Source organism: Flavobacterium sp. PL12, from assembly GCF_039123485.1.
Classification (GTDB): domain Bacteria; phylum Bacteroidota; class Bacteroidia; order Flavobacteriales; family Flavobacteriaceae; genus Flavobacterium; species Flavobacterium weaverense.
In genome coordinates, this window is record NZ_JBANDI010000010.1 from 49263 (window position 1) to 74066 (window position 24804).

Sequence of the window (24804 nt, forward strand, 5' to 3'; positions counted from 1 at the left end):
GTATTAGTTTATTAATTAGGGAACGAAATTTTACCCATCGAAACAGATGGAATTCCTTTTCGCTTACCAAAATCAGATTTCCCTCCTGAGACTGTTTCATTGGCTAGTATGGCAAAGAGTATCGCTTCCTTGGCATCGCCAGAAATTCCTAAATCATCTGTTTTTGCAAAATTGCAAGTCAATAATTCTTTTAACCATTGAATTAATAGTGGATTGTGCGCACCACCACCAGATAAATAAATGATAAAATCTTCAATATTGTAAATCGTGCTTTTTATTGTTTCTTTTATAGCAGTTGCGATCGTTTCAGCGCTAAATCGTGTCAACGTGGCGAGCAAATCAGGAACCGGAATATTTTGAGTACTGCTTAAGGCTTGAGCCTTTTTAACATATTCCATATTGAAAAGTTCAGGTCCAGTGGTTTTTGGATACGGTTTATTAAAAAAAGAATCAGATTTTAAACTTTCTAGAAGTGCAGCGTTTACAGTTCCAGTTTTAGCAATTTCGGCATCTTTGTCATAAGATTTTTCAGGAAAATTTAGTTTTGTAAAAGCGTCTATTAACGTGTTTCCTGTTCCTGTATCCGTTACAAAAACCTCTTCGGGATTATTAGAAGCTGGTAAATAGGTGAAATTTGAAATTCCTCCCATGTTCAACATAATTCTGTTTTCTCCTTTTTTAGAAAAAAGAAAATAATCACCATAAACTGCTAAAGGTGCACCTTCGCCACCTGCAGCAACGTGTTTTTGTCTAAAGTCAGATATCGTCATTATTCCAGTTTTTACCGCAATGTGATCACCATCTCCAATTTGTAAAGTACCATTTGGAAATTTTTCCTGCTGGTGCAAAATCTTTGGAGCGTGGAAAACGGTCTGGCCATGAGATGCTATTAAATCAACTTTATCAGCAGTAATCTTCCATTTATCAAGACATTTCAGAATCATCTCCGCATGCAACGTTCCAATCCATTCGTTTAGTAAAACTAGTTTTCGAAATTCAATAGTATCCTTTGCAAAAATAGATTTGATATCTAATTTTATATTCTCGGAATAATCAACTGTTTCAAACTGAATCAATTTAATTTCGGTGTATTCACCAGCTCCTGAAATCTCGCACAAAGCCACATCTAATCCATCTAGTGATGTTCCAGACATCAAACCAATAATGGTTCGTGATGGTTTTTGTGCAATTTTGTAAAGTGATTCGAGATTTGAATTCATGATTCTATATATCAGTAATAAAAAATTAATTCATTTTTTAACAAAATAAAAAAGTTAAAATCAAAGAAGGTTTCATTTGATATTTTCTTAAATGGTTTCACTTATCTGAATTGGTAAAGTTAAAAGTTTTAAAGAAAATTATATCTTTTAGGATCTTATTTAATAATGGCATTTTGGATAATTTGTTGAATTTCTTCTCTAATATTTTCTCTGGCCAATTTATTTCCTTCTGATGTAACTTCTGGATAAGTTCTGTTTGAAAGAAAAACATATACGATTTCCGTCTCAGGATCAACCCAAGCAATATCGCCGGTAAAACCGGTATGCCCAAAACTAGCTTCCGAAACGCAGCCACATGTTGGTCCATCTTTTTTAACTCTCTTATCAAAACCTAAACCTCTTTGAACTCCTTCAGCAGCGTAATACGACGTATTGAATACATCGAAAGTGGCCGTAGAAAAATAGGTTTTGTTACCATAATTTCCTTTTTGTAAAAACAGTTGCATCATTTTAGCCACGTCCATTGCATTCGAAAAAATTCCTGCATGACCGGCAACTCCACCTTCCATTGCTGCAGCCATATCATGCACATGACCTTGTACAACTTGGTGACGGAAATAAGTATCTACTTCTGAAGGAGCAATATTATTTTTATCAAACGTCGTCAACGGATTATATAATGTATTGTTCATTCCAAGCGATCTGTAAAAGTTTTTCTTACTTAAAACTTCTAATGGCTTTTTTGTTTTTCTTTCTAGATATTCCTTTAAAATAATAAAGGTAAAATCACTGTATTTGTATTCTTTCTTGAGTGATAATGGGCTTTCAGCAATTAGTTTCATTATGGTATCGTGATAATCATTTCGTAGAAAAAGGTTATCGGCTACTTTAGTTGAAAATTGTGCGTTTGCCACTTTACTATAATACTTGTCCATTGGTGTATTATCACTGTTTAAAGTCGCTTTATAAAACGGAATCCATGCTTGAAGTCCAGCATAATGGGTCAGTAGATCCTTAAAGCTGATGTTTGCTTTATCTGTTTTTGAGAAAAGTGGGACCATTCTTTTTAATTTTGTATCTAGTTTTACTTTGTTCCTATCATACAATTGCATCACATTGGGTAGAGTCGAAATCATCTTTGTTAGAGAAGCTACGTCATACAAATCTGAATTGTTAACTTGTTTACTACCATTCTCGTACGTAAAAGTTCCAAAAGATTTTTGGAAAATTACATTTCCTTTTCTAGCAACTAGAACTTGCATTCCAGGAGTCATTTTGCCATCAATTGCTTTTTTTGCAATGCTATCGATTTTAGACAAAATTTGAGAATTCATATTTTCATTTTCAGGAGCTGTGAAACCCAATCGGTTTAGTTTCTCAGTTGAAAGACCATGATTTACAGGAAATGATTTATTGATTGATACGGGTAGTTTTCCTTTGGCAGCGACCGCACCAAAAATCAATTCTGCTGACACGATTTGGCTCACGCTTGAGTTTTGATAAGAAACTACTAATCCTTTAATATCTTCAAAATTTGTGATAGCAAGTAAAGTATATGGTTTTGCAAAAACAGCTAAGATTACTTTATTATGTCTGGCAATTTCTTTTAACCACAGCATTTCTTTATCACTAAAATCTTGTTTCGCCCACGTTTTATTTTCTTTATGATAACCAATAATTACCGTATCGTATTTTTTTAGTTCTGTGTTTAAGCTGTCAATATCTGTATTTGAAACTTCGGTTACTTCTGTATATTTTTTTAATGTAGATAAAAAAGAACTGTTAATATCATCTCCTAGTTTGACATAGGCTATTTTTTGACTTAGATCTTTTATCGGAAGAATTTCTTTCTCATTTTTTAGAACAGTGATTGCATTTTCATACAATTTATAACTTAACGCTTCATTTTGTGCAGGATTAATGTCAGCTATAAGACTTTTGATTTCGACAGGTTTGTAAGTATTTAAACCAACTTTAAATTTGTAGCGCAATATTTTTTTTACGGACTCTGACAAACGCGCTTCTGTTATAATTCCTTCTTTGTAATACGATTCTAATTTTATCATTGCAACAGGTACATTTTCTGGACCTAGAAAAATGTCATTTCCTGCAAGTAGCACCGCTAACTCGAGATCACCAGCACCTTTAAAGTCGCTAGCACCTTTCATCGCTAGTCCATCTGTTATTATCAAGCCTTCGAAGCCCATTTGCTTTTGAAGTAAATTACTAACTACATTGTAAGAAGCGGAGGAAGGATAATTTTCCTTACTTTCTAAACTTGGAATATTAAGGTGACCAACCATTACAGAAGCGAGACCTTCATCAAACATTCTTTTGTATGGATAGAGCTCGACTAAATCAATTCTTTCTTTCGAAAAAGTTACTAATGGTAATGTGTAATGGGAGTCGGTGGAAGTGTCGCCATGTCCAGGAAAATGCTTACCTGTCGTGAAAACGCCTTGACTTTGAACGCCGTTCATTAATGCAACCGCTTTGTCAGAAACATTAGTCTTGCTTTCGCCAAAAGAACGATTCCCAATGATAGGATTTTTAGGATTAGTGTTAATATCAAGCACAGGAGCAAAGTTGAAATGAATTCCCATTCTTTTAGCTTCGGCGCCCATTTGTATTCCTACTTGCGTGATTAAAGATAAATCTTGGATCGCTCCTAATGTCATATTCCAGGGGAAAACGTACGTAGAATCTAGTCTCATACTTAAACCCCATTCGGCATCAAGTCCAATAAATAAAGGCACTTTTGCTTTAGCTTGATATTCATTTGTGAGCTTAGCTTGGCGAATAGAACTACCTTGGAAAAAAATAAGACCTCCAACTTTATACTCGTCAATTAATTTTTCAACACTGTTTTCATGAATAGAATCCTTATTCGAATAAGCCGAAACCATAAACAATTGGCCAAGTTTTTCTCTTACAGACATTTTAGAATAAATACTGTCAACCCAACGTGTTTCAGCGTCTGAATCTTTTAAAAATGTCTTTCTTTCTGATTTAGGTAGTGCATTATATACTTTCGCATCTTCAATGAACGAATCCTTTTGTAAGTTCGATACTACACTTGTTTTTTTTGAAGTAGCACAATTAGTTATTACCATTAGAAAAAGTGTGTAGACGCTAATTTTTATAAAGAAATTTTTCATTTAATTCAATTTAAGTAAATAGTGTACCTAACTCTGAATAGAGTGGTAAAAAGGGAGCAATAATTAAAGCGGGTTTGTACTGGATACTAAAAACTTATTTTTGTCTTGCTGTGAGAGCTAGTTAGTAACAATCCTAAGTACGTCAGCATTCCGTTAAGCACTATCAATTCATTGTCAAACACATATCCAGCAAACAAAGTTCTTGAATATTCATTTATCAAATAGGTAAATAGGGGAGACAACAAACAAATGTAAGGTACTAGTTTGTCATTCACATTTCTTGTTTTTTGGAATAATCCAAACGCATATAGTCCTAACAATGGACCGTAAGTGTACGATGCTACTCTGAATATCATTCCAACGACAGAGCTGTCATTAATCGAATTAAAAACAAGAATAACTAAGAAAATTAATGCTGAAAAACTAATGTGAACTAAATGTCTTATTTTGACATTGTTTTTCTTTTTCAGGTTTTCCTGCTTATCCATTCCTAAGAAATCAACGCAAAAAGAAGTTGTTAAGGCTGTTAAAGCAGAATCAGTAGTTGCAAACGTGGCAGCTATAATTCCAAGTAAAAATACAATTGCTGGAATAATGGAGAGATGATTTAAAGCTATTTCTGGGAAAAGTAAGTCGGTTCTAGGTTTTCCTGTTATTAAATCTGTTGGAATCGCAATACCTTTTTTATTCGCATAAATGTAAAGTAAAGCTCCTACGCTCAAGAAAAATATATTGATCACAACAAATATTCCCGTGAAGGTAAACATGTTTTTCTGTGCTTCACCAATGTTCTTGCAACTCAAGTTTTTTTGCATCAAATCTTGGTCAAGTCCTGTCATAGCGATGGTGACAAACATTCCTCCTAAAATTTGTTTTACAAAATGGAATTTACTTCCCAAGAAATCATCAAAGAAAAATATTTTTGAATAATTACTATTCTTGACTTCTTCGAATGCGCCAATGGCACTTAAGTCCATGCTGTCACAAATAAAATAGATTGTCAAGAAAACAGAGCTTACTAGGAAAAACGTTTGCAAGGTATCCGTAATGATAATTGTTTTAAGTCCGCCTCTGTAGGTATAAGAAAATATAAGTAGTAACGATATTAAAACAGTCACAGCAAATGGAATTCCGTAATAATCGAATACGTATCGCTGTAGAACAATTACAACTAAATACAATCTAAAAGCAGAGCTGATCGTTCTACTAATTAAAAAGATAGACGCGGCTGTTTTGTAACTGTAAAAACCCATTCTTTGCTCGATATAGCTATAAATGGAGGTCAAATTCATTCTATAGTACAAGGGCAGTAATAATTTTGTAATTATTATAAAACCAATTGCGTTTCCTATAATAAATTGAAAGTACTTAAATTGTTCGCCACCAGCTGCACCCACTTCTCCTGGAACAGAGATAAAAGTAACACCAGATAAAGCAGTTCCAATCATTCCGAAAGCAACTAAATACCATTTTGAATTTTTGTTTGCTGTAAAGAACGCTTCATTTCCATCATCTTTCCGGCTCACTCTATGCGAGATATAGAATAATACTCCGAAGTAAACGATGATAAGGATCAGGATTGCGCTTGGTGTCATTTTATGTGGTTGTTGGTTTGTTAGTATTTAGGATGAGGATCAGCGTGTGACTTTTAACTCTCTAAATTTTTATTTTCAGCGAGTAAAACAGCTCTAACACTTTTATGTTTATTTAATAATTCTGAGGCTAGTTTTTCATCGATATTTAATTCTTCAATAATCATTTCAACACCTCTTTGAACTAATTTTTTGTTAGACAATTGCATGTCAATCATTTTGTTACCGTATACTTTTCCTAACTTAATCATCACTGAAGTAGAAATCATATTTAAAACTAGTTTTTGAGATGTTCCTGCTTTCATACGTGTACTTCCAGTAAGAAATTCTGGTCCTACCACAATTTCTACAGGAAAATCTGCTTCTTTTGAAATTAAGCTGTTACTATTGCATGAAATACTTCCTGTAGAAATATTGTTTTCTCTTGACATTTTTAAACCACCAATAACATAAGGTGTATTTCCTGAGGCGGCAATACCTATAACAAAATCGGCGCTTGTAATATTATGCTTTTTTAAATCTTCCCAAGCTTGATTAAAATCGTCTTCAGCATTTTCAACTGCCTTTCTAATCGCATAATCACCACCCGCAATAATTCCGATAACTAAATCGTGTGAGACCCCAAAAGTAGGAGGGCACTCTGAAGCATCTAAAATACCTATTCGGCCAGATGTCCCTGCACCTATATAAAATAAGCGACCACCTTTTTGCATTTTTAATACAATGGCATTTACTAATTTTTCAATATTGGGAATTTGTTTCTTAATGACACTCGAAACCTTTTTATCCTCTGCATTTATTCCCATAAGTATTTCCTCAGTACTCATTTTTTCGAGATTAGCATAAAGAGATTCTTTTTCAGTATCCGGATTATTTTTAGCCATTTTTTTATTTTTTAAAGGATCATTTTAATTTACAATTATAGTTTTTGTTTGAGAACTCATAACACTAATAAAGAAGATAATTAGAGCGCATTTTCTTGAAGGAGTTCAAATCTTTTTGCCAACTCTGTCTTATCTTACTTTCAGAAACACCATTTTCTATTTGGGTTTGCAATTTCTTAGTTCCTGCTAATTTTGTAAAAAAAGCGTTAAAGAAATTTTTCTTATCTGCTGTATTTTGGTAGGCTTTAATAAGCCACTTCAATTCTAATTTATTTACCCTTTTATAAGATGATAAATCTTCCCCAAAGCATAGTTTACCATTATGCATCGGATCTTTTGCACCAAAATTTGGTTTTGGAGTAAAACTAAAATCAAAACTTTTTTTATCTAAAAAAGGCGAACCATAAATTTGGAATTGTTTCTCCGTTCCACGACCAACACTAACATTAGTTCCTTCGAAAAAACATAAACTAGCATATAGATTTATGGATTGATCGTTAGGTAAATTAGGCGATGGTTTTACTAATAAGCTGTAAGGCATATTGTGTTTATAGTCGACACAAGGTTTTACAGTAAGTTTACATTGAGCTGCGTTTTTTAACCACTTTTGACCATTAATCATTTTTCCATATTCTCCTATTGTCATTCCATGAAGTAGTGGAATAGGGTGCATACCAACAAAACTTGTATACTCTTTTTCTAAAAGTGGACCGTCAATTATACAGCCATTTGGATTAGGCCGATCTAATATTATAAGTGGAATTCCGTTTTCGGCACAAGCTTCCATTACGTAATGTAATGACGATATATAAGTGTAAAAACGTGCACCTACATCTTGTAAATCAAAAACCATTACATCTATTCCAGCTAATTGTTCTTTTTTAGGTTTCTTGTTATCTCCGTAAAGCGAAATGATACTAAGTCCTGTTTTTTGATCTTTCCCATCTACAACATGTTCGCCAGCATCTGCAGTTCCTCTAAAACCATGTTCGGGAGCAAAAATAGTTCTGACATTGATTTTTTTTGATAATAAAAAGTCAACTACATGAGTTTGATCACTTAAAATTCCAGTTTGATTTGTAACGATTCCTACTTTTTTATCTTTTAATAATGGAAGATAGCTTTCATAATTATCGGCACCGGTTTCTATAGGTCGATTACTAATTTCAAAATCTTTTTTTGAATCTAAAATTGGTATAGTAGTATTACAATAAGTTCCAATGTAGAATATAGAAAATGTAAAAACCAAACCTCTTTTTATAAGCTTCATCATCTTTATTAAAAATTAAATTATGGAATGCATTAGATTAAATAAAAGTAACAGTAATTATTTTATAATTTAATAAACTGAATTTTATAAATGCTGAAAAGTAGTATTATATTATATTATAATTGAAAAAATATAATAGTAATGAAACAATATTATGAGCTACTTTAATAGGTGTGTAGCTTTAAAATACTAGCTCTAGTTTAAAAAATACTAGAGCTAGTTAATTTATTTAAGTGTGGTATTTATTACCAACCTGGATTTTGTTTTAATTCTACTCCTTCAGCAAGATATAGACTAATATCATTTGTTGGAATTGCAGTTAAATAATGCTTTGGTGAAATAAATGTTCTTGAAATAGTATACGGAATTACGTAACCATCGGCATTAACTTTAGTTTTAGAGGCAGTTCCAATCAAAGAGGGAATTCTTGCTCCTAATAAAACGTCAGGGTTTTTAGCACCATCAAGATAATCTCCTTTTTTCCAACGCAAAATATCAGCTTTTCGAAGACTTGTCCAGCTAATGAATTCCATTCTACGTTCACGTCTAATTTCCCAGATAAGAGGGCTTACAGCGCCAGTGATTTGCTCTAAGCTTGATGTTCTTTGAGGATCGTTTATCTGAATTCCACCTACAGATGCATTTGATCCATCAGTAGTTAAAACTGCAATACCTGCACGAGCTCTTACTTTGTTTAAAGATAAGTTAAGATCTGCGTTTGTTGCTGTACCAAGTTCTGCACAAGCTTCAGCATAGTTTAAATAAACTTCGCTCAAAGTAAATATTGGTGCATCAATTTGGTTTTGGCCAATAGTTGTAACCTCTGTGCCACTAGCAGCGGGAGTGTTGTACAACTGAAATACATATCCAGTTATTGACGTTAGACCATTAAGTGGTTTGTCAGAGTAAGCGTAATCAACATTTCCAAAAGCCTTTGCAAAACGTGGATCTCTGTTAGCAAAAACATTTGTAATTGTATTATCTCCTAAATATTGAGGATTCCCTCCAATTTGTTTGATTGGCAAACCGTTAACTGTAGAATAACTCTCAGCAGCAAATTTAGACAAACCACTTTGCACAGTAGAAGTGTTAGTGTAGGCTTGAATAGAGTTACCAAGAACTCCTCTTAAATATCTTTTAGCTAAAATTACTTCAGTATTTCCTAATAACTCTAACGAATTGTATAAAGACTTCCAGTCAGAATTTAATGAATACGAAGCGTTATTCATAACCATTAATGAAGCTGCTTTTGCTTTTTGAAGATATTCGCTTCCTGGTTGTCCAAGATTATATTTTCTATTAGTTCCTTCGTAAAGACAAACTCTACTCAATAGTGCATAAGCAGTAAATTTATTAACTGTTACGTTTTTATCATCAACAGCAAGCATTAAAGAACTTGCTTCTTCTAGATCTTTAATTACATTGTTAATTACCTCAGTTCTACTTAAAGCGGGTTTATATACGTTAGCGTCATTTTGCTGTAAAAACGCATCGGTGTAGGGAACATCTCCAAATTCCTGAGCTAATCTAAAGTACGTATATGCTCTGAAAAATTTAGCAACACCTAAATAATGATTTTTCTTTGCTTCATCCATATTGACTGCAGGCACTCTTTCTAGCATCAAATTACTGCGACGAATTAATGTGTAATAAGAATTCCAGTTTGAGTTAGTTGCATTAGCAGTTGTATTAAATGTTGTAAAAACATTCATAGCTAGATTGTCATCAAAATTCGATGAATTATGAAAATAGAAATCTGCAGTTGTTCCTGCATTATTTCCATATCCTAAAAATGTATCGTAATTCAACCAAGAGAATGTTTTAACGTTATTTTCAGAAGTCCAAAAATTACTATCTGTAAATATATCTTTTGGTGGTGTATCTAGAAAATCTGAGCAGCTAAAAGACATTCCTGCTATTGAAAGAGCAAGAACAGAAAGCTTTATCTTAGAGTTTATTTTTAATTTTCTCATTTTCTTTAATTTTTAATTTATTTTTTAAAATGCAAGTTGAATACCCATAGACCATGTTTTAGAATAAGGGAATGTTCTTCCCCAAGTCGCCTCAGAATCATTGATTTCTGGATCCACAGGTAAATTACTGTCTTTAAAAGTCAATAGGTTTAAACCAGAAACGTAAGGTCTGATCTTATCAACACCAATTCTTTTACTTAAGCTTTTAGGTAAAGTATATCCTACTGTTACGCTTTTTAATCTTAAGTATGACATATTTAATAAATATCTAGACTGTGACACGAAGTTATTTGATCCTGGAGCATAACCCCCAAAAGCATTTGCATCATGTTTAGGGAACGGATTAGGATAATAAGCATTTGTGTTATCTGGTGTCCAGTAGTCATTCATGTTCGCATACATTGCATCAGTTCTACTATAGAATGGTAAAACTAAATCTGAAGTAGCCCAGTATTGACGCTCACCAACTCCTTGAAAAAATGCATCGATATCAAAACCATATACATTTCCACCAAGACGAATACCATATTGATATTTAGGAGTAGCGTTACCTATAACACTTAAATCACCTGAATCATCAGCTGTTCCTTTTCCTCTAGATATTTTTCCATCTCCGTTTAGATCTTTGTACATAACATCTCCAGCACCGTATTTAAATGTCCCTGAGCGAATGTCTTTGTAATCAATTCCGTTAACAATAGAACCAGTTGGATCTACAACATCAGTAGCTTGAATAAGTCTATCTGTAGTTAAACCCCAAATTTCGCCTATTTTTTGTCCTGCGTAGAATGAACCTAAAAGTCTAGAAGAGTTATTCCATTCAGTAACCTCTGTTGTGTAATCAGATAAAGTTAAGTCTGTGTAAACAGAAATGTCTTTAGTGATTTCTTTGTTGAAGTTAATTCCTAATTCCCAACCTCTAGTTCTTAAGTTTCCTGAATTTGTATTTGCTGCTGATTGTCCAAATGATCCTGGCAAAGTTTTTCCAGGAGATAAAACTCCTTTAGTGTCTCTTTGATAATAGTCAAATGTTAATCCAACCATATTGTAGATTCTTAAATCTAAACCAATATCTTGAGTTGTAACTTTTTCCCATGATAAGTTTGCGTCCACATTGCTTGGTAGTGATACAGAAGGTGGGATAGTAGCTCCACTTCCTAACCACCATGGATTACTACTTGTCATAACTGGTAAAAATGCATTGTTTGCAATATTTTGATTACCAATAGATCCTATAGATGCACGTATTTTTAAGTCATTCAACCAGCCTCTTGTACTTTCCATAAATTTCTCATTCGAAATTCTGTATCCAACAGATGCTGAAGGGAAAAATCCCCACTGTTCTTGCGTTGGAAATTTTGAAGATCCATCATAACGAGCATTTAATTCTAATAAGTATCTTCCATCATAATCATAGTTAATACGGCCGAAGAAACCTGCAATTGCATATTCAGACAATCCTGGATTAATAGAAGAATTAGAAGAAAGAGGTGATGTAAATTGGTCACCAATTGCTAAGTTAAATTCTGGTTTATTTTTATCTAGCAAAGTATTTCTACGAGCGTAAGTTCTTTCGAATGATTGCCACTCTGAGTTTAAACCACCTAATGCTTTAAAGTTATGTACACTATTAAAAGTCTTTGAATAGTTTGCGTAGATATTAGCAACGTTAGTAGTGTAAGAAGATTTTGATTGAGCAACAAAATCATTGCCAGACTCCATCATTGTAGGTTTTCCAGCAACTAAATCTGCAGCACTTGTCCACCAATCCCATAAAGGTATTTGTCCACCATTAAATTTATTACTAAAGAAATTGTTGTTAATGCTGTATTCAGCAATAATATTGAAGTCTTTTGTAACTTGAGCTGTTAATTTCGCATTGATACGAGTATCGTTCTCTAATCTTTTATTCATTGAGGCATTATTCATGTAACCCGGTGCATGACGAAAAGAAATTCCGTTATAAGTACCATAAGGGAAATAAGAACCCCAACGCATGTAGTATCCAAAATATCCATTTCCAGCAGTGTCTAAACCACTGTTGTAATAATTAAAAGGAGATTTATATTCTTGCATAGAAGATAATACTTTGAAATCTCCTGAAAGCCAACTAGATAATTGAGTACTCATACCCATGTTCAAGTTAATTCTTTGATTATTTTCAGTATTTATATTCATAACCCCTTCTTGGTTAGAAACTCCTAGCGAAACAATAAATGAACTTTTCTCTGATAACGATCCTTGTGCTGAAAAGTTATGGAATGACGTTATTGCGTTTTTCTTAAGCATTTCTTTATGTGGATCCCAAACTCTGTAGAAGTATTCTTTTCCTCCAATAACATCAAAATCTTCTCCTAAGATCATATTCTTATCGTTACTGCTTCTTGTAGCTGCATACTTTTGTTGCCAGTTAATTATCCCTGGAAGTAAAGTTTTGTAGTTCATTCCAAAAGATTCTGGATTTGCATTTCCTGCACGAGCTTGCGCTTGAATCATTGCTGGAAGTTCGATTGTTGGGTCATTAAATTCAATTAATGAAATAGGATTGCTCCAACCGTAATTATTGCTGTATGCAAACCTTACTTTTCCTTTAGCGTCCTTACCATTTTTAGTAGTAATTAAGATTACTCCAAAAGCAGCACGTGCTCCATAAATAGAAGCAGAAGCAGCGTCCTTAAGAACAGACATCGTAGCAACATCTTCAGGATTAATTAATGACATATCAGATGGAACACCGTCAACTAATACTAATGGAGAACCAGTAGCAGTACCATTAATAATAGTTCCAGCTCCACGAATATTTATATTTGATGTTTTTCCAATGTTTCCAGAATTAAAAGTAATGTTTAATCCCGGCGTAGTACCTTGTAAACCTTTACTTATATCGGTAATTGGTTTACTTCCAAGTGCCTTTTCAACGTCGATTTTAGCAACTGCACCCGTTAAATTTGCTTTTTTCTGCGAAGAAAACCCAACCACTACAACTTCATCTAAGTTTAAAGTGCTCTCAAAAAGCGAAACATTAATTGTTTGTTGTTCTCCAACTTTCATTTCTTTAGTTGTAAAACCCATATAACTAAATACAAGTACATCTGCTGCTGATGCATTGATTAGATATTGACCATCCATATCAGTAACACTGCTTTTAGTAGTGCCCTTAATTAGAATCGAGGCACCTGGAATAGGGATTCCATCTGCATTGTTTTTAATAGTTCCAGTTATTGTTTTTGTTTGTGCAAATGTAACTTGTACTAAAAAAAACAAAAATGAAATCAGTAATAATTTTTTCATAATTATTGGTTTTTTAATGGTTATTATACAAATATATTTATTTAAATTACATTAGTGCAATATTTTTCGAATATTTTTTATTTTTAACATAAATAACGCAACATAACGCAAAAAATTAGTTTTAATATATAAAACTTTTGTTAAATTTAGTTAGTAAGCGCTTTAATTTCAATTGTATATTTTAATACATTTGCATTTTACCTATAAATAGCAATATGTTAAAAGCAGAAAGACACCATTATATAATGACTAAACTCGTTGCGGAGCATCGTGTGAGTACTATTGACTTAGCTGTGGAATTAGGTATGTCTGAAGATTCCATTAGACGAGATTTAAACAAATTGCACGAGAAAGGTCTTCTTGAGAAAGTGTATGGTGGAGCAGTTCCTATTGCTGAAAAGAACAGAAGTGTTTTTGATATCGTCATTACTAATGAGCAAAAGAAAAAAGAGATCGGCTATAAAGCACTTTCTTTACTTCACGATGGTCAAGTTATAATCATGAGCGGTGGAACTACTAATATGGTTTTTTCAAAATTAATCCCTCCTTCCTTAAAAGCGACTATTTATACTTATAGTTTACCTATTGCTATGCAACTCTCTCAATATCCTAATATTGACTTGATATTTATTGGTGGTAAAATGCAGAAAAATGCAATGGTTACGATCGGAATGGATGTGCTCCAAGTTCTGTCAAAAATTAAAGCTGACATTTGCTTTATGGGTGTAAGTAGTATAGATGTAAAGCAAGGACTCACAGAAGAAGGATACGAAGTATCTATCGTTAAAAAAGCGATGATTGAATCCTCAGATAAAGTGATCGCAATGTTTACTGCTGACAAGATGAATACTAAAAAGCCTCATGTAGTATGCGATTTAACAATGTTAGATACCATTGTTACCGACTTAGGATCGGATGATCCTCGATTAGAAGAGTATAAAAAGTCAGGAGTTTTTATATTTTAATGAAATTTAAGCGTATTTAGAATGCGTTATTTTGCATTTTTCATATTTATTTATGTTAAACAATGCAAAATAAAAGAAGTGTTTTGTTTTTTGTATATATTTGTTATTCTATTTCAACTTAGATACAAATTATGAAAAACAGCGCTCCGTTACAATATGACATCCCTGGTAAATTTGAAGAAACTCGATTTGAAAAAAATCATAATGTAATTTTCAAAAGTGCTTCAGATGCTTCAAAAAATGTTGCTGAGGAAATAGCGCAATTAATTCGCTTTAAGCAAAGTCGCAATGAATCATGTGTTCTTGGCCTTGCAACAGGTTCATCTCCCATTAAAGTTTATGAGGAATTAGTGAGAATGCATCAAGAGGATGGACTTAGTTTTCATAATGTCATTACGTTTAATTTAGATGAGTATTACCCGATGACTAAGGAAAATCGCCAAAGTTATCACTATTTCATGCAGGAGCATTTGTTCAATCATGTGGATATAAAGCCAGAAAATATTAACATTCCTGATGGTACAATTTTATTATCTCAAGTCAACCAATATTGTATTGATTATGATAATAAAATAAAACAAGCTGGCGGAATAGACTTGCAGTTATTAGGAATTGGTCGTACAGGTCACGTAGGTTTTAATGAACCTGGCTCTCATATTAATTCTGGAACCCGAATTATAACTTTAGATCATATTACAAGAATTGATGCGTCGTCTGCCTTTAATGGAACTGCCAATGTTCCAAAAAGAGCTATCACAATGGGTGTTTCAACAATTTTGAAATCAAAGCGCATTTTACTACTAGCTTGGGGACAAAACAAAGCCGAAATAATCAAGAGAACAATTCAGGGTGAAATTACTTCTGAAGTTCCTGCTACTTTCTTACAAAATCATAATAATACTACTTTTGTTTTAGATCAATTCGCCGCTTCAGAATTGACACGATTTAAAACACCATGGTTGGTGGGAGAATGTATTTGGACACAAGAATTAAAAAGCAAAGCTATAATATGGCTTTGTAAGGAAACTAAACAATCTATACTTAAACTTACAGATCGGGATTATAATAATAACGGCATGTCCGACCTATTGGCCCAAGAAGGTTCTGCATACGATTTGAATATTAATATGTTCAATGTTTTACAACATACAATCACTGGTTGGCCAGGCGGAAAACCAAACACAGACGATAGTAATAGACCAGAACGTTCTAATCCTTCTAAAAAACGAATTATTCTTTTTAGTCCGCATCCTGATGATGACGTAATCTCGATGGGAGGAACTTTTTCAAAATTGATTAAGCAAGGTCACGATGTTCATGTGGTTTATCAAACTTCTGGAAATATTGCAGTAACTGATGACGAGGCGCTAAAATTTGCAGAAGTATGTAATGATTTTATTTCGAATGAAAATAGTAGTACTTTTTCATCAGTTATCTCGGATTTAAATACCAAAAGTGAAAATGAAGTAGACTCATTGGAAGTTAGGAAATTAAAGGGATTGATAAGACGTCGTGAATCTTACGCAGCAACAAGATATATCGGTTTGAAAGATGAAAATACACATTTTCTAGATCTTCCGTTTTACGAAACAGGACAAATTAAAAAAAATCCACTTGCTAAGGAGGATATTGATATCGTTGCAGCGATCATTTCAAAAATAAAGCCGCATCAAGTTTTTGCAGCAGGTGATCTGGCAGATCCACATGGAACGCATGAAGTTTGTTTGAATGCAATATTTGCGGCAATGAAGGAACTTAAAAAAGAGTCATTTATGGACGATTGCTGGTTATGGTTATACCGAGGTGCTTGGCATGAATGGGATCTCCACGAGATAGATATGGCAGTACCGTTAAGTCCTGACGAAGTATTGATGAAAAGACACGCTATTTTATACCATCAGTCTCAAAAAGATAGAGTTATGTTTCAAGGCAATGATTCTAGAGAATTCTGGGTTCGTGCAGAAGATAGAAATAAAAACACAGCCAAATTATATGATGATTTAGGGCTTGCTCAATATGAAGCAATTGAAGCTTTTAAGCGATTTGATTATTAAATAACCATTTTAAAAGCTCTAAAAATGTCTAATAATTAATTTATAAATCATAGCGCGAAAATTGTAACTATTCAGACAGCGAAATCAATTTATAGCACTAAATTTATAATTCAAAGTAGTACATTAAATTTCACTTTTTCGTGAAAATAATAATAAGAAAAATAAGTAAATGTCCACATCTCATAAATTAGCAAAATTAGCGGTGTCATTAGAAGGAACTCTTCTATACGACGAGCTAAATAAAATTTTATATTCTACGGACGCTTCTGCTTACAGAATCTTTCCCGTCGCTGCTGCAATTCCAAAATCGGAAGAAGATATTGTAAAGATTATTCAATTTGCTACCGAAAATAATATTTCGATTACTCCTAGAACAGCCGGAACATCATTAGCAGGTCAGACCGTTGGAAATGGAATAATTGTGGATGTCTCTAAACACTTTACAAAAATAGTTTCTTTCGATGCTATAAATAAAACCATCACAGTACAACCGGGAGTAATTCGGGACGAGTTAAATATTTATTTAAAACCACACGGTTTATTTTTTGGCCCTAATACATCAACCTCAAATAGATGTATGATTGGTGGAATGGTTGGAAATAACTCTTCAGGTACAACATCAATACGGTACGGCGTTACCAGAGATAAAGTCGTCGAACTTAAAGCGATTTTAAGTGATGGAAGTACAGCTATATTTAAAGAAATTAGTTCTGCTGAATTCATTGAGAAAACAAAAGGAAATTCACTTGAGAGTTCGATTTATAAGAGTATTTATGAAGAATTATCAAGTACGGAACAACAAGTAGAAATAATAAAGGAATTTCCAAAACCTGAAATCCACAGGAGAAATACAGGATATGCCGTTGATTTATTGCTTAAGTCGGAACTTTTTGGTGGTACTGAAAAAACAATAAATTTAGGACAGCTGCTGTGTGGAAGTGAAGGAACTTTAGCGTTTACAACTGAAATAAAATTAAAGGTCGATACTCTTCCTCCAACTAATAATGTAATGGTTGTTGCGCACTTTCATACTATTCAAGAAAGTTTAGAGGCTGTCGTAATCGCAATGAAGCATCATTTGTATACTTGTGAAATGATGGATGATACAATATTGAATTGTACTAAAACTAATAGAGAACAAGCTAAAAACCGATTCTTTATTCAGGGTGATCCTAAAGCCGTTATTATGTTGGAGGTTGCTTCACATAATAGCATGGAAGATGCAGAAACTCAAGCAAACGAGTTGATAGCTGATTTAGAAGCAAATAATTTTGGCTATGCATTACCTAAGATTTACGGTGCTGATATTGATAAAATTAATGAGCTTAGAAAAGCCGGTCTTGGACTTTTAGGAAGTATCGTAGGCGATAATAAAGCTGCTGATTCCATAGAAGATACAGCAGTTGAATTAAGTGATTTACCAAATTATATTGCTGAATTTTCTGCAATGATGGAGCGTCACGGTCAAAGTGCTATCTATTATGCGCACGCAGGTGCTGGTGAACTGCATTTACGTCCCGTTTTAAATTTAAAAACTAAAGAAGGGTTACATCAGTTTAGAAATATAGCAACTGAAGTAGCAATTTTAGTAAAAAAATATCGAGGTTCTTTAAGTGGAGAGCATGGTGACGGAATTGTTCGTGGTGAATTTTTACCATTTATGATTGGCGAAAAAAACTATGAATTATTAAAGCGCATTAAAAAGGCTTTCGATCCAAATGCGATTTTTAATATTGGTAAAATAGTGAATGCTTCTAAAATGGATGAGAATCTTAGAGTAGAGGCAGGAAGAGAAGAACCCGATATTAAAACAATTCAGAATTTTTCTGATAGTATGGGAATTTTACGCGCAGCGGAGAAATGCAACGGTTCTGGTGATTGTAGAAAGCTACCTTCAGCGGGAGGAAGTATGTGTCCAAGTTATCGTGCAACACGTAATGAAAAAGATACAACGCGCGCTAGAGCAAACGCACTAAGAGAATATCTAACGCATTCAGAAAAGGACAATAAGTTCGACCATCAAGAATTATACAAAGTTTTTGAACTGTGTGTAAGTTGTAAAGCTTGCGCTAGTGAATGTCCAAGTAATGTTGATGTTTCAGCTTTAAAATCAGAATTTTTATATCAGTATCAAAAAGCTAATGGATTTTCATGGCGAAATAAAGCTTTTGCATTTAATGCGAAATTAAATGGATTGGGAAGTATTGCTCCAAAATTAACAAACTTCATGGTTAATTTACCAATCGTAAAAAAAACTATGGGAATTGCTTCATTGCGTCAGGTACCACATTTAGCGCCACAGACATTTAGAAAGTGGTATGGCAAAAATTGGAATCAAGAGCCTAGTGACTCTTTTGTAAATGGTAAAGTATGTCTGTTTTCTGATGAATTTACAAATCATTACGATGTATCTGTTGGAATAGATGCATACGAATTACTTACTGCGTTGGGATACGAAGTTATCTTAGTAGATCATGAGGAAAGTGGTAGAGCATTTATTTCTAAAGGATTTTTAGAAGAAGCGAAAGCTGTCGCTAATAAAAATGTTGGAATTTTCTCAGATTTTATTACTGCTGATTGTCCTTTAATAGGAATAGAACCTTCTGCGATATTGACTTTTAGAGATGAATACATCCGATTAGCAGATGATAAAGAGCGTGCAGTAAAGCTTTCGAAAAATGTATTTACTATTGAAGAGTTTTTCAAAAACGAAATAACTACAGGTAAAATTAAGCCTAGTCAATTTTCTGAACAACCTAAAACAATAAAAATTCACGGACATTGTCATCAGAAGTCATTGAGTACAATTGAAGCAACTTTTGCAATGTTGAACGTACCAAAAAATAATTCAGTCACCATTTATAATTCAGGTTGTTGTGGTATGGCGGGTTCTTTTGGTTACGAAAAAGAGCATTATGAAATTAGTATGCAAATGGGTGAAGATACATTATTTCCTAAAATCAGAGCAACTGAAAATAACGTCCAAATTGCCGCAGCAGGAACAAGTTGTCGTCATCAAATTTTTGATGGAACGAGTAGAACTGCGCTGCATCCTGTCACTATTTTGAGAAATTGTCTTTAATGAATTGATATATTTTTAAATAATTCCCTTTAAACATAAGATTAAATCATGAATAAAATCCGATTTACAGTAGTAGTTTTATTTGTGTTTTTCTATGCACATGCCGCTAAAGTTGACACTATTCAAGTCTATAGTAAGTCTATGGGTAAATATATTAAAAGCTGCATTATAACTCCTGACACCTATAAAAAAAGTAAAACCAGATTCCCTGTTGTCTATTTACTTCACGGTTACGGCGGAAATTATGCAACTTGGGTTCAAAGTTTTAAGGATGTTGCAAGTCAAGTTGATCTATATGGCTTTATAGCTATAGGTGTAGATGGAAATACTTCAAGTTGGTATTTTGATAGTCCCATAGATTCTTCCTTCAAGTATGAAACGTATATCACAACTGAATTAATTCCCTTTATTGATTTAAAGTACAAAACCATTGTAAGTCCGAATGCTCGAGCTATAACTGGACTAAGTATGGGTGGACATGGAGCATTATATTTATCTTTTAAACATCAGGATATTTTTGGAGCAGCAGGGAGTATGAGTGGAGGAGTGGATATTCGTCCTTTTTCTGAAAAATGGGATGTAAAGAAACGCCTAGGTTCAATAGAAGATTTTCCTGAAAATTGGGAGAAAAACACGATAATAAACATGTTAGATTTGGTCCAAAATAATAAATTAAAACTTATTATTGACTGCGGTGTAGATGACTTTTTTATAGACGTAAATAGAAATCTGCACAATAATATGCTCTCTTCAAAAATAAATCACGATTATATAGAACGTCCAGGAAAGCATAATACTGAGTATTGGGAAAATGCTTTAAAGTTCCAACTATTATTTTTCCATAATTTTTTTAAAGATTTCTCTAATTAATTTAAAATTACACCATGAAATATTTGTATTTAAAAATTGTTTTTCTTTTTGCAATTGCAGCTTGTTATTCTCAAAAAAATTACGAAAGGTCAGATATAAAATTTGCACATCTTACTGACTTGCATGTATCTGTTGGAAATGATAATGACTTTTTATTACAGCAAATTATTAAAGAAATTAATAGCTCTAAAAATGAATTTGTCGTAATCACTGGTGATTTGACCAATCGCGGTGACGACGATGAGTTGAATCGAGTACATGCAATTCTTACTGATTTAAAAATTCCATATTACGTCATTTCTGGAAATCACGAAACCACTTGGAGTGAAAGCGCAGGATTGACTTATAAAAAATTATGGGGAAACGATCGATTTGCTTTTTCTAAAGGAGATTATTTATTCGTCGGATTTCCGTGTGGTCCTTACATGAAAATGGGAGATGGTTTTGTAAAGAAAGAAGATTTGCTTTTTTTAGATAAAACTTTAAAAGACAGTCTAAAAAACAGTGCAAAGAAAGTTTTAAGTTTTTCGCATTATCCATTAGACAATAGCCTTAGTAATTACAAAGAAGTTCTATCTATTTTGCAAAAATATCCAACCGTAGCTAGTTTTTGTGGGCACGGACATACCTTAAAAAAATATGACTTCTCCGGATTAAGTGGAGTGATGGGTGTAGCTATTGTTACCAGAGATGGTAAAACAAAAAGCTATAATGAAGTAGAAATAAGTAATGATAGCATACGCATCTATCAAAAAGAGATTGACAAACAAAAAGCATTTAGATTTTCAGTTCCTTCTCAGCCTTCAAAAATTAAAATTGAAAATGAGAATGGTTTTGCTAAAATAGTTCCTTTTATTACAGATATTGCTTCGATATACAGCGTTCCTGCATTTGATTCAAAAAACTTATATTTTGCAAATTCCGTTGGTGAGATACAGTCACTGAATGTAAAAAGTAAAGTTTCAAAATGGAAAATAGAAACAGGTAATTCTATTTATTTTACACCAACAATTATAAAAAATAATTTAGTTGTTGGTACTATAGAGGGGAATATTTTAGGTTTTGATAAAAAAACAGGAATTCAGAAGTGGAATACTGCAATAGGAGGAATTTTAGTTGGTTCACCCATTGTTGAAGATAGCAGAATTTACACTGCAAGTTCTACTAAATTTATTTGCGTGAATGGAGAAGATGGAACGGTGATTTGGGAAAATAAATTACCAAACTCTTATTCTCAAGCAACTCCATTGATCCATGGTAACTCAATTATTTTTGGCTCATGGGATTCTTATCTTTATTGTTTAGACAAGAGTACTGGAGAATTAGTGTGGAAATGGAATAATGGTAATGAAAAACAAGAATTATATTCACCAGGTAATGTAAAGACAGTAGCTTCAAAAAATAGACTTTACTTAGTTACACCACAACGTTTCTTAACAATTCTTGATATCAATACTGGTAAAACTTTATTGCGAACATCTAAATGGAAAGTTAGAGAATCGATGGGTAGGAGTGAAGATGGAAAGTATTTCTATGCTAAAACAATGGATGGTGAATTGTTAAGATTGCCATTAAATGATTTATTAGAGTTAACAGAAGAAAATTTAGTTAAAAATAGTAAAGTTCTAGATTTAAAGATTGGATATGAGCACAATCCTGCGCCAATACTTGAAAAGAATGGTAAAATTTATTTAGGGAGTCGCAAAGGCGAAGTTGTAATAATTGATGCTGATAAATTTGAAATTATAAAAACGCTTCATTTAGGAACTTCAAGTGTAAATGGTTTTACAACAGATAGTAGAGGAAATGTTTGGACCAGTCTTATTGAAGGAGGAATCTATAAGCTATAACAATTTTTGAAATTTTAGTAAACCTTCCTTTTAGCTTTAAATTAATCTTTACTATCGCATTACTCCAATTCCATTTTAATATCGAAAATGATGAAAATACATCTTCTATTCATACTGTTTTTTTTAGGCTTTTTGAATGATTTACAAGCTCAAAAACTTGATTTAATTCCTAAGCCAGTTAAGATTGAGCAGAAAGCCGGAGTTTTCTTGATTCCATCATCCGTTCAAATAATTGTAGATAAAAAAGCAAAGAAAAGTGTTAGTTTCATAAGTGAAAAGTTTTTAAAGAACACTGGTGTTAGTCCATCACTTGTAATTGGAAGTAAAAACAAAAAAAATGCCATTACATTTTTAGTTGATGAAAAGATGAGTGTGCCAGTAGATGGATATGCTTTGAATGTATCAAAAACTGGAGTGCTAATAAAAGGAAAGTCAATAAATGGTTTGCTAAATGGTTTCCAAACATTATTGCAAATCTTTTCGGCAAAAGAAGTTAAAAAAGGAACAATTCCATTTGTCGAAATTGAAGATTATCCGCGTTTTGAATGGCGCGGAATGATGCTTGACGTTTCAAGACAGTTTTTTGATAAAGAAACCGTTAAAAATTACATTGACTGGTTAGCCGCGCATAAAATGAATATCTTTCACTGGCATCTTACTGATGATAACGGTTGGCGAATAGAAATTAAATCGATGCCAGACTTAGCCTTAAAAGGAGGTTTTAGAGGTCCAGGAGAAGTATTGTTACCCTCGTATGGGTCTGGAAATAAAAGATATGGCGGTTTTTACACACAAGAAGAAATAAAAGAAGTTGTGGAGTATGCATTGCAGCGAGGAGTTTCCATTATGCCTGAAATCGAAATTCCAGGACATTCCCGAGCAGTAACAGCGTCATATCCTGAAATAGGTTGCGTGACGACTCAAGAAACGAAAAGTGTTCAGGGCGAAGTAAAAAATGTATGGTGTGTGGGACGTGAGGAAAACTACGAAATTTTAGATTCTATTATTAAGGAGTTTTCTCAAATGTTTCCATTTGAATATATACATGTTGCCGGCGATGAAGTAAATCGTGCCAACTGGGAACAATGCCCTAAATGTAAAGCGGTGATGGAAAAGGAAGGCTACACAGATACTTTCCAATTGCAAAATTATTTCTTCAGAAGAATTGAAAAAATTGTCGAAAAGTATGGAAAAAAGTCTGCTGGTTGGAATGAAATTTTAAAAGGTGGCGAATTAAGTCCTAAAACTGAAATTTTTGCATGGCAAGGAATTAGCTACGGAATCGAATCTGTGAAAAAAGGTTACACCACTGTAATGATTCCGGGACAATATACTTATTTTGATATGGCACAGTCTGAAAATGAGCGTGGACATCGCTGGGCCGCAATAATTGATACGAAAAGAGTTTATTCATTTGAACCTATTCCAGAAAACGACTTATCACTAAAAGAACAAAAATTAATTAAAGGTGTTCAAGGAGCGTTATGGAGTGAGTATTTAGATTTGCCCGCTCGATTTATGGAATATCAAAGTTATCCACGAATTACTGCTCTATCTGAAATTGCTTGGTCTAAAAAATCAGATAAAAATTGGGAGGACTTCTACAGCCGTTTAACAAATAGTCATCTCAGCAGATTAGATAGTATGGGAATTGCTTTTAGAGATTTTCCACCAACTGCGCTGTATAAAAATGGAAGTATAGCTGTGACATTACCTTACGAAGGAGCTATTGTTCGCTACGATGGAGACGGAAAAGAGCCAAGTAACACTTCGCCGATTTATTCTGTTCCAATCCAAACTAAAGAATATGAAAAATACATGTTTCGTACTTTTTTTAATGATAGTGTTTCGAGTCCTGCAGTAAAGGTCGATAAATTGCCAGTAGCGGTATGGAATACTTCAAAAGTTGAAGTAATAAATTTTTCACAGAATATATCTGAAAATATAGATAAGAATGGGATTTGGTACCTTAGTTTCAATCCTACCTCTGATGGTTCAACAAGCGGATTTATTAAAGAAGTATCTCTTTTTGAAAATGATAAACTAATAAAATCATATACAGCTGAAAATACACTAAAGTCAAAGTCCCGTTTGCGATTTGTGGTGGATAATTATAAAGATAAAAATAGCTATCGCTTGGATTTTATTTTCGAAAATAAAGAAGCTAAAGAATCTTCGGCTAAAGTAAATTTTGACTGCAGTCCCTACCAAGAGCCAGAAGTGAAAGTAACTTCATCAATGACTGAAAATCCTAAATTTCCAATTTCAAGATTAGAAGATTACAATATTGAATCCTATTTGCGTACAGATGTTCCTTGTGCAAATGGAGATTGGATTTTATATACTTTTAAAAATCCTGTGACTTCTTCTAAAATTGATGTTTCAACTGGAATTCCGCATCATCCAAGATTTATAATTAGTGACGGTCATGTTGAATATTCTCATAATGGCAATGATTTTATCAAAGGAGATGCATTTGATTACGGTAATGCATCCATTTATCCTTTGAAGGCAGTAAAGGCTGTAAAAATTGTTATCACGGGAACCAACAATGAACCAATTATGGCAGCCCAAGATTTAAGAATAAATCCCTAA

The 24804-nt window shown here is 33.2% G+C and carries 13 protein-coding genes; 6 read left to right on the forward strand and 7 right to left on the reverse strand.

What is annotated here, in order from left to right:
- Positions 1-11 precede the first annotated feature (11 nt).
- The 7 genes from RCH19_RS06485 to RCH19_RS06515 form a co-directional block, all read right to left on the reverse strand.
- Positions 12-1220, reverse strand: coding sequence for an anhydro-N-acetylmuramic acid kinase (locus RCH19_RS06485; protein ID WP_343022539.1), 1209 nt, complete (start codon positions 1218-1220; stop codon positions 12-14).
- 155 nt (positions 1221-1375) lie between these two features.
- Positions 1376-4378, reverse strand: a complete 3003-nt coding sequence (locus tag RCH19_RS06490) for a glycoside hydrolase family 3 N-terminal domain-containing protein (protein ID WP_343022540.1) — start codon at positions 4376-4378, stop codon at positions 1376-1378.
- Positions 4379-4464: 86 nt separating this feature from the next.
- A complete protein-coding gene (locus RCH19_RS06495; RefSeq protein WP_343022541.1) occupies positions 4465-5973 on the reverse strand; it encodes a sodium:solute symporter in 1509 nt (502 codons plus the stop codon).
- Between the two features lie 53 nt (positions 5974-6026).
- Positions 6027-6854 carry an N-acetylmuramic acid 6-phosphate etherase gene (gene murQ, locus RCH19_RS06500; RefSeq protein WP_343022542.1) on the reverse strand — a complete coding sequence of 276 codons (828 nt, stop codon included), beginning with the start codon at positions 6852-6854 and terminating at the stop codon, positions 6027-6029.
- A 64-nt stretch (positions 6855-6918) separates the two neighbouring features.
- Positions 6919-8124 carry a DUF1343 domain-containing protein gene (locus RCH19_RS06505; RefSeq protein WP_343022576.1) on the reverse strand — a complete coding sequence of 402 codons (1206 nt, stop codon included), beginning with the start codon at positions 8122-8124 and terminating at the stop codon, positions 6919-6921.
- Between the two features lie 245 nt (positions 8125-8369).
- On the reverse strand, positions 8370-10097 hold the full coding sequence (locus RCH19_RS06510) for a RagB/SusD family nutrient uptake outer membrane protein (RefSeq protein WP_121926182.1): 1728 nt from the start codon (positions 10095-10097) through the stop codon (positions 8370-8372).
- Between the two features lie 24 nt (positions 10098-10121).
- Positions 10122-13388: a TonB-dependent receptor gene (locus RCH19_RS06515; RefSeq protein WP_343022543.1), complete on the reverse strand. Its 3267-nt coding sequence runs from the start codon at positions 13386-13388 to the stop codon at positions 10122-10124.
- Positions 13389-13603: 215 nt separating this feature from the next.
- On the opposite strand from RCH19_RS06515, the gene RCH19_RS06520 reads away from it, so the two are divergent.
- The 6 genes from RCH19_RS06520 to RCH19_RS06545 all read left to right on the forward strand — a co-directional run bounded on the left by RCH19_RS06520 (position 13604) and on the right by RCH19_RS06545 (position 24804).
- Positions 13604-14353: a DeoR/GlpR family DNA-binding transcription regulator gene (locus RCH19_RS06520; protein ID WP_343022544.1), complete on the forward strand. Its 750-nt coding sequence runs from the start codon at positions 13604-13606 to the stop codon at positions 14351-14353.
- A 131-nt stretch (positions 14354-14484) separates the two neighbouring features.
- A complete protein-coding gene (nagB, locus tag RCH19_RS06525; RefSeq protein WP_343022545.1) occupies positions 14485-16407 on the forward strand; it encodes a glucosamine-6-phosphate deaminase in 1923 nt (640 codons plus the stop codon).
- A 169-nt stretch (positions 16408-16576) separates the two neighbouring features.
- Positions 16577-19489 carry an FAD-linked oxidase C-terminal domain-containing protein gene (locus tag RCH19_RS06530; RefSeq protein WP_343022546.1) on the forward strand — a complete coding sequence of 971 codons (2913 nt, stop codon included), beginning with the start codon at positions 16577-16579 and terminating at the stop codon, positions 19487-19489.
- A gap of 48 nt (positions 19490-19537) precedes the next feature.
- Entirely contained in the window at positions 19538-20359 is an 822-nt protein-coding gene (locus RCH19_RS06535; protein WP_121926177.1) for an alpha/beta hydrolase family protein, read from the forward strand.
- Positions 20360-20373: 14 nt separating this feature from the next.
- On the forward strand, positions 20374-22209 hold the full coding sequence (locus tag RCH19_RS06540; RefSeq protein WP_343022547.1) for a PQQ-binding-like beta-propeller repeat protein: 1836 nt from the start codon (positions 20374-20376) through the stop codon (positions 22207-22209).
- An 87-nt stretch (positions 22210-22296) separates the two neighbouring features.
- Positions 22297-24804 (forward strand): family 20 glycosylhydrolase, encoded by a 2508-nt coding sequence (locus RCH19_RS06545; RefSeq protein ID WP_343022548.1) that lies wholly within the window; start codon positions 22297-22299, stop codon positions 24802-24804.